This window comes from Verrucomicrobia bacterium S94, from assembly GCA_004299845.1.
Lineage (GTDB): Bacteria > Verrucomicrobiota > Kiritimatiellia > Kiritimatiellales > Pontiellaceae > Pontiella.
Genome location: CP036201.1, coordinates 2,672,840 through 2,684,541, shown reverse-complemented (window position 1 = coordinate 2,684,541; position 11,702 = coordinate 2,672,840). Strand labels below are relative to the sequence as shown.

At 51.5% G+C, this 11,702-nt stretch carries 8 protein-coding genes; all 8 read left to right on the top strand.

Going from position 1 to position 11,702, the window contains the following annotated elements:
* Positions 1 to 146: 146 nt before the first annotated feature.
* The 8 genes from EGM51_11720 (at position 147) to EGM51_11685 (ending at position 11,701) form a co-directional block, all read left to right on the top strand.
* Entirely contained in the window at positions 147 to 1,475 is a 1,329-nt protein-coding gene (locus EGM51_11720; GenBank protein QBG48033.1) for a hypothetical protein, read from the top strand.
* Positions 1,476 to 1,787: 312 nt separating this feature from the next.
* A complete protein-coding gene (locus tag EGM51_11715) occupies positions 1,788 to 4,049 on the top strand; it encodes a hypothetical protein (GenBank protein ID QBG48032.1) in 2,262 nt (753 codons plus the stop codon).
* The gene (locus tag EGM51_11710) at positions 4,004 to 5,143 is read left to right on the top strand and encodes an autotransporter outer membrane beta-barrel domain-containing protein (GenBank protein ID QBG48031.1); all 1,140 of its coding nucleotides are present in this window, start codon (positions 4,004 to 4,006) and stop codon (positions 5,141 to 5,143) included. The genes EGM51_11715 and EGM51_11710 overlap by 46 nt, the downstream gene beginning before the upstream one ends.
* 57 nt (positions 5,144 to 5,200) lie before the next feature.
* On the top strand, positions 5,201 to 6,067 hold the full coding sequence (locus EGM51_11705; protein ID QBG48030.1) for an LpxI family protein: 867 nt from the start codon (positions 5,201 to 5,203) through the stop codon (positions 6,065 to 6,067).
* Entirely contained in the window at positions 6,064 to 7,188 is a 1,125-nt protein-coding gene (locus EGM51_11700) for a lipid-A-disaccharide synthase (protein ID QBG48029.1), read from the top strand. The genes EGM51_11705 and EGM51_11700 overlap by 4 nt, the downstream gene beginning before the upstream one ends.
* Positions 7,189 to 7,346: 158 nt before the next feature.
* Positions 7,347 to 9,674 (top strand): hypothetical protein, encoded by a 2,328-nt coding sequence (locus tag EGM51_11695; protein ID QBG48028.1) that lies wholly within the window; start codon positions 7,347 to 7,349, stop codon positions 9,672 to 9,674.
* 204 nt (positions 9,675 to 9,878) lie between these two features.
* Positions 9,879 to 10,850, top strand: a complete 972-nt coding sequence (locus EGM51_11690) for a nucleoid-structuring protein H-NS (protein ID QBG48027.1) — start codon at positions 9,879 to 9,881, stop codon at positions 10,848 to 10,850.
* A gap of 182 nt (positions 10,851 to 11,032) precedes the next feature.
* On the top strand, positions 11,033 to 11,701 hold the full coding sequence (locus EGM51_11685) for a hypothetical protein (GenBank protein ID QBG48026.1): 669 nt from the start codon (positions 11,033 to 11,035) through the stop codon (positions 11,699 to 11,701).
* Position 11,702: the final 1 nt, after the last annotated feature.

The window sequence follows — 11,702 nt, the reverse complement described above, 5'->3', positions numbered from 1 at the left end:
CAGGGGATTTGCTGCATCCGGGCCAATGGGGTTGAAGTGGAGGGGGTAAACCGGCCGGTTACTGCGGCACCATTAGTGGTTCGGCGGGGTTGAGTTGCTGAGCGGGGGCATGGTAAAAAAATCCTGCAACAGAACGGGATATTCTTATGGCGGATCTATTTATTATACGTGGCCGGCTTCGCTTTTCAGCCCAGATCGGACTGGTACTGACGGCCCTGGCCGGGTTTGCCGCCTGGCATTTTCACGGGCAGCTCGAATTTGAGCTGGATGACCGGAAGTTTCTGTTTTCAGCGATTCTGACGGGGGCGCTGGTGCTGGGAACCGTTGTGCTGTTTATCGCGTATCTTGTGGCCGGAAGAATCACGAATGTGTCACGGAGTCTGTTGGACAGGGTGGAGTCATTTCCATGGTGGATTGTGGGTTTATTACTGGTTCTGGTGCTGATCGGCGGGGCGGGCTGGTTCGTGATGCGGTATCAGAGTGCGGTTCAAAACGAGTTTGATCTGCTGCGGAATGGTAAACTGACTTTGCTGGAACAGCGGATTAGTGCCAACCCGAAAGTGCTCTCCCGTAAAAATGCCGAAGGACTGACGCTGATTCAGGTGGCTTTCCGGGAAAATTATCCCGAGGCCCTCGCGTGGCTGGCCGGGCACGGTGCCCCGCTGGTGAATCTCGATCCGCGCGGAATCAGTCCGGTTATCGCCTCGCTGGGAAATCCTCCAATGCTTGAAACGCTGCTGAATGCCGGGCTCAGCCCGAGTGTCAATGATGTTGACGGTACGCCGGCGTTGCATCGGGCGGCGGAGCTGCCAGATGCAGCGGCGCTAAAGTTGCTGCTTGCCGCCGGTGCGGATATTGATGAGCGTAACGGTCTTTACCGCACCGCGCTCATGCAGTGTATCGAAAGCGCTTCGCTCCAGCGGGCCCGCGTTCTGATTGAGGCCGGTGCGGAGATTAATGCATTCGATCAGCGGGGTGATACCGCGCTGCATATTGCGGTTCGACGTCAGCATGTGTCGGCCGTAGAGCTGTTGCTGGAAAACGGGGCCGATGCTTCCGTATTCAATTTTTCCAGTCTGACACCGCTGCATATGGCTGCTCAGGTGGGACATAATCAATTGGTGGAGCAACTGGCGGGTGCTCTTGATCGTATTGATCTGGTTGATGAGGAAAACCGTACTCCGTTTGAGATCGCGCTGGTGAATCGGCAGTATGAAACCGCCACGCTGCTTTTGGAGCTCGGTGCCGATCCGAACCGGATTCTCGGTGAAGGAAAAACAGTTCTGCATCATGCTATCGAAAGGCGGGAATATGCGATTGCCCGTTTCCTGCTGCGTTCAGGAGCCCGTGCGGATATTCCCGATGCCGACGGCCTGACCGTTCTTGATGTGTGCAAAGCCAAAGAGCTGCAGGGACTGGTTGAAATGATTGAAGGCCTGATGTCCGCCAACGAAGAGCAGACCGTGGACAAATGATTATCCATAACTCGGAACCGGATTTGCCAAAATGAGAAACGGGCCAGGGTTTCGGCTGTTCCAATAACCGGCTTAATGCAGTGCGCGTTATGCGTCGGTTTTCTGAAGCGGAGGCAGAGCCATTCACCATGGCAACTGCGGTGTTCCGTATATTCATTCATAATTTTCATGGGGGCTTTGGATGGCTGAATCCGGAAAGGATATCCGGGAAGAATAAAGGTTCCGGGTTCCTGATCTGATACAAACCCTTACAGATTGGCCCTGTATTTGCTTATTTAAACTTTAAATTTTTAAATAAATAAAGGATCAGGGATGGGTATTAAACATTTAGTTGGGCTTTCAGTGATATCGGCACTGGCTTTTTCGGCTTTTGCGGATGAGGATGCTGTTCAGATTGATAATCAGTGGAAATATCTGTCGGAAGACGCTGTCTGGGGGACGGTGTATGTCGGTAAGTACACGACGAATAACTATTTAGGCATTGTTTCCTATAAAGAGGGCGGAAAATTCAACGATGCTTCACTCGCGACCGAGGAGGCATATGTGGGATATTCCGATTCGGCTGATGGAAACTTTGTTCAGATTTACGGTGGTGTTGATTATGAGGAATCCTATGAAAACGGAATTCTCAAAATAACAACAAACACGGTCAATGCGATCTGGAGTGCGAAAGATCTGACCATTGGTACTGATGCCAACAGCAATAATATGGTGTGGGTAGGCTGGCTGCCGGGTGAAACGAATAACTTTGATGGTCTCAATGCCGGCGGTATGGGAACACTGGAGATTGACGGCGATCTGGAAATTAATGGAGTTGCAAACGGGAACGCATTGGTTATCGGAGATTCCGCCACCTTGAAAATCCATGGAGATATGGATGCCTCGATGGATGGGTTTTATTATTTGGGGTCTAATTCGGTGCTTGCAGTGGGCGGGACGCTGACCGGAGTTAATGATGTCGATAACGGATATCAGGAACTTCAGCTGTTTGGTGAGGAGGCGGAATGGGAGCCGCTGAACGGTGCTGTAGCTGTGGGTGCTACTTCGGATTCCAATACACTGTCCATTGTTGAGGGCGCCTCTTTATCCCTTACGAACCTTGTGATCGGCTCTTCTACAACCTATGAGAACTCGGTAGAGGTGCGGAACGGAGGGGTGCTGTCGATGTACGGTTCTGTCGAGCTTTTCGAGGGCGCGGCCAACAGTAACCATCTTGAGATTGCAGATGGCGGTATCTTTAGAGCCTATAATGATTTCCACCATACCGGCAGTTCGAGCAACGTTCACAGTGGCCTTCAGTTGCGGGGAGGGACTGCGGAGTTTTATGGTGACTTTACAGCATCCGGCGGTCTGATAATGGACGCGGGGACGGTCGAGTTTTACGGCGGCACCAATTATGTTCAGGCGCTGGACGGAAACGGCACGGTTACCCTCGGCGGAACAAACAGCGTCTGGTATGCAAATGAACTGCTGATCGGAACAATCACAACAAATGTGATTACTACAAACTCAGGGGTCACGCTCGGTGCGGTGGAGGTATATGTTGAAGACAGTAACGTGCTGAGTATCGACCATTTTGAACTCGGAACCGCAGACACCAACATGGGCTGTACAGTGACCATTAGAAATGGCGGAGAGCTGGTGCTGACCAATGCCGCACAGTGCGTTAACGATGCAGACAATAAGCTTGTGCTGGAGAGTGGTTCGAAAATTACCTTTGTTAAGGATATAACATACGACGATGTGCCTTATGTCGGAATTTTCAGGGGAGTTACCTATGAGTTTCAGTCTGAAGGGTTTATTCTTCCCGGCCTGGACTGGGGGGACTGGGATGAAGTCGGTTATTTTTCTCAGCGCTATCAAAGTACCAACATTTTTAACGGTGCAGCGGCAGCTCTGAATCTGGGATCATACGATGTGCATATCGGTGATGTGGATGAGGAGAATGCGCTGATCATAACGAACGGGGCTTCCGCTTCTGTAAGAGCGCTTACTATTGGTGATTTTGCAGAAGGTGGCGGCAATAACATGGTGCTGGTAAGCGGCGTGGGGTCAACACTGACAGCGGGTAATTATGTTGCAATCGGCGGTACTGTCATTGACGGCGAATGGCACGAGGGCAGTGATAATAATATTCTCCGGGTGGAAGACGGAGCGCAGTTGAATGCTTCGGCCCTTTACAACCGTAACGCCGGCGGTGATTCCGGATTGGAGATTGCATCCGGCGCACTGGTGGATGTGGATGAATACTATCAGGCTTCCGGCGCCAGACTGACTATTATGACGGATTCTACCGGAACCAACGTCGGACATCTGGCTGCTTCGCAGGCGGAGTTTGAAGCCGGTGCGAAGGTCGGTGTGGATGCGGTTTCGCGGCTGACTGTCGATACGACCTACACCAACAGTATCATTACGGCCGATACGTTGGTTATTGATGGGGTTACCAACGGCATTTCGTTATCTGCACTGGATGCTTCGGGGGCAGTCTGGTCGACTATCAGCTCAATTTGGTGGATGGAACCAATATCATGGCCATCTATACGCGTCGGTCCATTGCGGATGTCGGGGACTTAGGTTCCGGTTCGCTGATGGATGCAATTATTGAGGAAATCGAAACCATGGCGGCTGCCGGACATACTGCTGCCTCAAACCAGGTGGAAATTCTGAATGGACTGTCTGAGAATGAAGTAGAGGCTCAGATGAAACAGCTCTATATCTACAGTCTGCCGACTTTTGAGCATGCCAAAGGGATCTGGGGGGCGATAGATCAGATTCGTGCCCGTGGTTCGTCTTTCCATGAATACGGAATGTATGGAGTTTACGGTCCCGGATATCATGATCCGGAGCAGAGTTATCAGCCTTGGGTTAAGGCTTACGGCGGTCTGGGCGATCGTGATCAGAACGGTCGATATGATAACGGCTATGATTTCAACAGTTATGGTATGGTGCTGGGTGTGGATAAAGCGTTCGGTGAACTGCTTGTCGGTTTGGCCGGTGGCTATACCGGTTCTTCTCTTTCCGGCGATAACGGGGATGAGAGTGATGCGGACACCGCTTACGGTATGCTTTACGGTTCATACGGCACAAAGGAATGGTTTGCTGATGTGGTACTCAGCCATGGTGTAATCGGTATGGATAACACCTCCGGAACGGATTTTGATGTGACTTCTTCGGCGGATGCGGCGCAGACAACGATTTATTTCGGGCTGGGCACAGAAATGCTGAATCCCGACGATGAAGGTTCACTGATCAAACCGCTGATTGGGGTGCAGGGCAGTCTGTACAGTCAGGATGGATATAAGGAAAAATCCTCTACCTCGGTTGCACGGGATATTGAATCGTTTGATCGTTGGGACTGCCGCTCTATGCTGGGGGCTGAGCTGACGGTGCCGACTTATGGTGCTAAGATTGATTTTGAAACTCAGCTGCGCGGTTACTGGATACATGAATTCAATGACGATGACGAAGTCGTGGACTACACGCTGATTGATTCCACGCAGCGTGGACTCTTCATTATGCGCGGTCCGGAAGCGAATCTGGCGCAGTTCGGAGTGGGCTTTGCGGCTAAACTGGAAAACGGGGTGAAGCTGACGGCTGATATCGACGGCCAGTGGGGTAAGGATTATTATTCCGCCGTATTCAGCGGGGCTCTGCTTTACGAGTTTTAAGCGTACGCTGTCCGCTTGAGCCAACCCTTGGAAATTTGATTTTCCAAGGGTTCTTTTTTGGGGCAGTATGTGGCGGATATGAACGATGTTCCTGAATCACTGATTATTATTGCCGGACGAGATGCCTATCCGCTGATGCTGGCCCGCGCTGCGCGCGACGCCGGGGTGAAGCGTATTGATGTGGTGGCATTTAAAGGGGAGACGCGTCGCGAAATTTCAATGTTAGTGGATCAGGTTCATTGGGTGAATCTGGGCAGCATGCAGTGTTTTCTGGATACCCTCTCTTCTATCGGCATCCGGCAATGTATGATGGTTGGACAGATTGCTCCGAAAAATCTCTTTACGGTTCGCATGGACCGGCTTGCGGTTGAGATGTACCGCCGGCTTGATTTTAAAAATGCGCATACGATCTTCGGTGCCGTGGTAGAAGCCATTGAAAATCTGGGGATTGAGATTCTGCCCGGTAATGCTTTTATGGAATGTTATACACCGGAAAAAGGGCTTTTAAGCAAAAGGGCCCCGACAGAACGCGAGCAGGCTGATATTGCGCTCGGTTTGAAACTGGTCAAAGGAACCAGCGATTTTGAGATCGGCCAGACTGTAGCTCTCAAGGAGGGCATAATTGTGGCCGTTGAGGCATTTGAAGGCACCAACCAGTGCATCAGGCGTGCTGGACGGGTCGGTAAAGCCGGCTGTGTGATTGTGAAAGTGCCGAAAGTTGGGCACGATATGCGGTTTGATATTCCGGTGGTTGGAACCAGAACCTTTCGGATGATGAAAAAAGCGAGGGTTTCCTGTCTGGCGGTGGAGGCCGGGAAAACCATTCTGCTTGAACAGGATAAGCTGGTTCAGCTGGCGGACCGGTACAATATGGCCTTTGTGGCGGTAGATACGGAAACCTCTGATGGTCATGATCGGCAATGAAGAAATCGATTCTAGTGGTGGCCGGCGAAATTTCGGGGGATCTGCATGCCTCGAAAGTGGTGAGTGCTTATAAGGAAAAAACGCCGGATACGGAGTGGTGGGGGATTGGTGGGGACCATCTGAAGGCGGAAGCTGTTGAACTGTTGCAGCATACCGACCGCATGGGGGTGATGGGCATTATCGAGGTGCTCAAACAGTACCGCTTTTTTAAAGGCGTGCTTCAGCAGATTCTGGACGAGGTCGATAAACGTAAGCCGGAGAAGGCACTGCTGGTTGATTATCCCGGCTTTAATCTGCGTCTTGCTCCGGAGCTGAAGAAGCGTGGGGTGAAGGTTTATTATTATATTTCACCGAAGGTCTGGGCGTGGAATAAAAAGCGGATTCCGAAAATGGCGGCCTGCATTGATCGGCTGATGGTTATTTTTCCGTTTGAAGTGGAGCTGTTTCAAGGGACCGGACTTCAGGTCGATTTTGTCGGGAATCCGTTGGTGGAGCAGATTGATGAATTTCTGAAAACAGAACCATTGGATCTGCCATGGCAGTCGGATCAGCGCATTGCTCTCCTCCCGGGCAGTCGGAAACAGGAGATTGAGCGTATTCTTCCCGCTATTCTTTCCGCGGCAAAATTACTGGAACAGAAGTTTCCGGATCTCTCTTTTATGATCGCTTCGCCGAATGAACGGATCGAAAAACTGGTGAAGGGAAAAATTTCCCAATCCCTGGATAAACCGGTACGGCTGGATGTCGTTTGTGGAAATGCGCGCGAAGTGATGCGTCAGGCCGAAGCGGCGATTGTGACGTCGGGGACTGCGACTCTGGAGACTGCGCTGATCGGTACGCCGCATATCCTCGTTTATAAAACCAGTGCCTTTACGTATTGGTTTGCGCGGTCAGTGGTGAAGATTAAACACATCGGTCTGGTGAACATTATTTCCGGAAAAACCGTCTGCCCGGAATTGATTCAGAATGCAGCGTCGCCTGAAATGATGGTGGCGGAACTGGAAAAGTTCATGGAGTCATCAGCCGAAAAATCCGCGATGCTGAAAGGATATTCCGAACTCCGGAAGCTGCTGGGTGTCCGAACTGCCGCACAGCAGGTTGTGCAGATTCTGTTGGACTGAATGTTGCGGCACTGCATGCTAATATGTATTGGAAATACGCGTATATTTATATCATATAAACTTGTAAAGAAATTTCAGAAGAGGCTTTCCATCCGTCAGTGATCTGGCAGGTTTCCCCCCAGCCCGGAGAGTGATTCCGGGCATAACGGGAGAATTTTATGAAAGCATCACGCACCATGCACGTTCCCGGGATTTCAATCCTACTGGTTTTCGCCAGCACTTTCGTCTCGTATGCCGCAGTTCTCAGCAACGGCGGAAACCACACGGGCAGCATCACGACAAATGATGTGAACGATACATGGACTTTTTCGGCAGACACAGGGGATTCGATTATTCTGCGGATCGGGGAGGTCACGACTGCCTATGGGACCTTTTCTCCCTGGATTCGGCTTTATAGTCCGGGCGGAGTGCTCATTGAAGGGGATTCGTCGGCCTCTGATGCGGAGATCGCCCATTCGATTACCAACACCGGCGTTTACACGGTGGTGGTTGAAAGCTATGTTTCGGGTGGAGCGGGTACATACAATCTTCGCTATGCGAATGCCGGAAAACCTTTCGTTATTCCGGTCGGAGACGAGGGTGGCGAGCTGACGAACGGTGAAAATCATTTCGGGATGATCGGTCTCGCGGATGTGGATATGTGGACCTTCAGCGCGGATGCTGGGGATTTGATTATTCTGCGGATCGGCGAAGTGTCGACCGATCTCGGGACTTTTTCGCCCTGGATTCTGCTCTATGGGCCGGATGGATCTTTTATTGAACAGGATGCGAATTCTTCCGATGCGCTGATCAGCTATTCGGCCACGACCGGCGGCGTCTACACGGTAGTGGTTGAAAATTATATTTCGGGCGGAGCGGGTACATACAATCTCCGCTATGCGAACGCCGGAAAACCTTTCGTTATTCCGGTCGGAGACGAGGGTGGCGAGCTGACGAACGGTGAAAATCATTTCGGGGTGATCGGTCTCGCGGATGTGGATATGTGGACCTTCAGCGCGGATGCTGGGGATTTGATTATTCTGCGGATCGGCGAAGTGTCGACCGATCTCGGGACTTTTTCGCCCTGGATTCTGCTCTATGGGCCGGATGGATCTTTTATTGAACAGGATGCGAATTCTTCCGATGCGCTGATCAGCTATTCGGCCACGACCGGCGGCGTCTACACGGTAGTGGTTGAAAATTATATTTCGGGCGGAGCGGGTACATACAATCTCCGCTATGCGAATGTCGGAAAGTCGTTTGTGGTTCCGGCCGGAGATGAAGGCGGTGCGCTGACCAACGGGGCGAATCATATCGGCATTACCGATCTGGCGGATATCGATATGTGGACTTTCAGCGCGGATGAAGGGGATACCCTTCGGTTGAGGATCGGAGAGGTGACGACAGAGCTGGTTTCTTTTTCTCCCTGGATTCTGCTGTACGGTCCGGACGGATCATTGATTTCGCAGGATACCAATTCGTCTGATGCGGAGATTGTTCATGCGGCCACCACGGGCGGCGTCTATCGGGTGGTGGTGGAGAATTATATTTCTGGCGGCGCGGGCACGTATAATCTGCGCTACGCGAATACCGGGAAATCATTCGTGGTGCCGGCCGGAGATGAGGGCGGTGCGCTGACCAACGGGGCGAATCATATCGGCATTACCGATCTGGCGGATGTGGATCTGTGGACCTTCAGCGCGGATGCTGGGGATTCGATTATTCTGCGATGCGGGGATGTTTCGACGGAACCGGCAGTTTTTTCACCGTGGATCCTGCTCTACGGCCCGGACGGATCATCCATTACACACAGTGCGAATGCCTCCGATGCGCTGATCAGTCATTCGATTACCAGCGGCGGCGTCTACACGGTAGTGGTTGAAAATTATATTTCGGGCGGTGTAGGTACGTATAACCTGCGTTTTGCCAACATCGGCAATCTCTTTATCGTCCCTTCGGGGGATGAAGGAGGAGCACTCGCGGCTGAAATCTTTCCGGAGGGGGAAGTGGATCTGGGCGATCTGGATCTGTTTGAATTTTCCGCATGTGCAGGTGACCCGATTCAGCTGGATTGCATTGAATTGGTGGATGCGGGCGGCATGACTCTGCAGCTGAATCTTTACGATCCGGACGGGGTGCTTATTGATTCGGACGCCGGATCCTCAGAGGCCGCGATTCCGTTGTTGGCGGCACCGGAGGCCGGGACCTATACCATTCTGGTTTTCAGCTATAGTGCTGGCGGTTCCGGGACCTATCGTCTGGAGCACAACGGGCTGCAGGACGGCATTCGACTCTGCTCCGCTGAAGTGATCGGACTGGATGAAACGGTTTTCGGGGTCGGGGCCGAGCCGGGATCGACGAATGTGCTCTGGGCGACTACCAACCTGGTGACCGGTATCTGGGAGCCGGCGGCGACCAATCTTGCTGACTCTGCCGGATTTGTGCTTCTTTCGAGCGAATTGAAAACGGCTGAAGAGCAGCGCTATTTCAAAATCGGGCAGCACTGATTTACGTAATGGGGTTCGGTCAAAGGCTGTTTTCGGGAGGCTTATCTTTTCCGTCCTTCCGCAGACCTGGGGGAAGACTTCTTTCAATCTCCGGGAAAGGTTCCGGCTGCCCGGATTTTAAATATATCGGGAAATGTTTCGTTCATTTTTGGGGCAGTGTTATATTCCTCGCCCTTTTCGGATTTTAAAAATACAGGAGAGAGTATGAGTGAGCAGCATGATAAGAGCGCGGGCTGGGTGACTTTTGATCCCGACCTGAAAATTGTAGATTGCACGGTGCGTGATGGCGGCCTGTGCAACGCGCACAAGTTTGATGACGGTTTTTTTAAAGGGGTTTATGATACCTGCGTGGCCGGCGGCATTGATTATATGGAAGTCGGGTATAAAGCGGATAGAAAGCTGTTCCCGGGCAACGAACATGGTCCCTGGAAATTTTCGAGCGAAGAGGATATCCGCCGGGAAGTGGGCGAAAACGATACCGGTCTCAAACTTTGTGCCATGGCTGATACCGGTCGAACCGATCTGAATGATATTCTGCCGAAAAATGAGTCCGTACTCGATCTGATCCGTGTGGCCACCTATATCCATCAGATTCCGGCGGCTCTGGAAATTGTGAAGGATGCCAAGGATAAGGGCTATGAAGTGGCGCTGAATCTGATGGCGGTTTCGACGGTGCCGGACTATGAGCTTGATAATGGCCTTGAAACGCTGGAGGGCGTAGAGGAGATCGATTTCCTCTATGTGGTCGACAGTTTCGGTTCGTTGTACTACGAGCAGATCGGAGACCTGATTGAGCGGTATAAAAAGACAGGGAAGATTCTCGGAATTCATGCGCACAACAACCAGCAACTGGCCTATGCCAACACCATGTATGCTGCGATCAACGGTGTTAAAATGCTCGATACCACGATGATGGGAATGGGGCGCGGTGCAGGTAACTGCCCGACCGAGCTGCTCGTCGGGTTTCTGAAGAATCCGAAGTTTAATCTGCGGCCGATTCTGAATTTTGTACAGCATACCATGCATCCGCTCAGTCAGGAAATTGATTGGGGCTACAGTATTCCGTATATGATTACGGGGCATCAGAATGAACATCCGCGCACGGCCATGGCGTTGCGGGACAGTGACCGTAAAGATGACTATGTCGGATTCTACGACGAAATCACTGCGATCTAACCCGTTGGCGGTCATTGGAAAGGATGTATCTCTCCGGTTTTTGGAGAGATTTTTTGTAAAACGGCCTGCAGAAACCTGTTATTCGGGGTTATAGGTTGTACGGTCCTTACGCTTTAGGCTATAAACACCACTCAATTTGGAAATACCCTTGGGAGAGGGAAATAGATAAGGAGTCCCTTAATATGAATGTTTTGCACGTATGCGCGAATCCGAAACCGACTGAAGAATCGGTTTCAAAACAGCTGGCCGCGGCCTTTTTCGGAAAACTTATTGAATTGCGTCCGGACGTAGAGCTGGTGAATGTCGATCTTTATGATGAAAAACCGCCGTTTTATTCTTATGAGCTTTATCGCGCCGTATGGAATCCGGTTACTCAGGAGGGCTACGAGCGTTCCAAGGTGGAGGAAATGGCGATGAATTATGCCTCCAAACAGGCGGAACTGTTCAATAATGCGGATGTTCTGGTTCTGACCATGCCGATGTGGAACTTTTCTTCGCCGGCCGCTATGAAGGCCTGGATTGACCAGATTCTCTGTCCGGGACTGACTTTTGAGATCACTGAAGATGGCATTAAACCGTTACACAAAATCAAGAGTGTTGTACTGCTGGTTGCCTCCGGAAATACCTATAAAGAGGGCGATACCCGTGATGCGCTGAGTCGTCAGATCACCACTTCGTTTGAATTTATCGGTGTCGAAGATTTTGAAATCGTCTGGGCGGAAGGCCAGAGTCCGATGAATCTGACAGCCGGGGAAAGCAAAGCGTTGGCGATTGAGGCTGCGGGTGAAATTGCAGAAGATATTGCTGAGTTGGAAGTGACTCCGTCGGCTGAAGAGGTTCCTGCTGAGTAGT

Coding starts and splice junctions, on each gene's coding strand:
- EGM51_11700 (QBG48029.1), top strand. CDS start 6,064: ATGAAGAAATCGATTCTAGTGGTGGCCGGCGAAATTTCGGGGGATCTG.
- EGM51_11695 (QBG48028.1), top strand. CDS start 7,347: ATGAAAGCATCACGCACCATGCACGTTCCCGGGATTTCAATCCTACTG.
- EGM51_11685 (QBG48026.1), top strand. CDS start 11,033: ATGAATGTTTTGCACGTATGCGCGAATCCGAAACCGACTGAAGAATCG.
- EGM51_11715 (QBG48032.1), top strand. CDS start 1,788: ATGGGTATTAAACATTTAGTTGGGCTTTCAGTGATATCGGCACTGGCT.
- EGM51_11710 (QBG48031.1), top strand. CDS start 4,004: ATGGCCATCTATACGCGTCGGTCCATTGCGGATGTCGGGGACTTAGGT.
- EGM51_11690 (QBG48027.1), top strand. CDS start 9,879: ATGAGTGAGCAGCATGATAAGAGCGCGGGCTGGGTGACTTTTGATCCC.
- EGM51_11720 (QBG48033.1), top strand. CDS start 147: ATGGCGGATCTATTTATTATACGTGGCCGGCTTCGCTTTTCAGCCCAG.